The organism is Janthinobacterium sp. AD80 (assembly GCF_002878455.1).
Taxonomy (GTDB): Bacteria; Pseudomonadota; Gammaproteobacteria; order Burkholderiales; family Burkholderiaceae_D; genus Janthinobacterium.
Genome location: NZ_NRDQ01000337.1, coordinates 1 through 524, shown reverse-complemented (window position 1 = coordinate 524; position 524 = coordinate 1). Strand labels below are relative to the sequence as shown.

1 protein-coding gene is annotated in these 524 nt (G+C 64.1%); it reads left to right on the top strand.

Annotated features, from left to right (window positions below):
* Position 1: 1 nt before the first annotated feature.
* On the top strand, positions 2-524 hold a 523-nt coding region (locus JaAD80_RS29235; protein ID WP_258003259.1), incomplete at its 3' end, for a DUF3106 domain-containing protein.

The following is a 524-nucleotide window of genomic DNA, read 5'->3' as shown; positions in this document are numbered from 1 at the left end:
CGTGGCGGCAGCGCCTGCGGCGGCCGTCGCACCAGCCCCGGCCGCCAAACCCGGTTCGCCCCGCACCGCGGGCAAGGGCGGCACGCCCAAGGCTGGCGACAATCCTTCCTGGAACAAGCTGTCGCGCGCACAGCAGGCGGCATTGCAGCCTCTGGCGGGCGAATGGAACAAGCTGGAAGCCTTGCGCAAGCAGAAATGGCTGGAAATCGCCAACCGCTTCGCCTCCATGACGCCGGACGAGCAAGCCCGCGTGCATGAGCGCATGCGCGAATGGATCAAGCTGACGCCGGAACAGCGGCGCCTGGTGCGCGAAAACTACACGCGCACGAAGAAGATTGACCCAGGTCAAAAAACCGCGCAGTGGGAGCAATACCAGCAGTTGCCGGAAGAACAAAAGAAAAAACTGGCCACCGAACTGGAACCAAAAAAACCGCTGGGCAAGGTGCCGGCAATCAACTCCAATACCAGCAAGCCTGCCGTGAGCATGGCGCCGGCCACGCCAGCGCTGAACGCCCCGCCGCAAC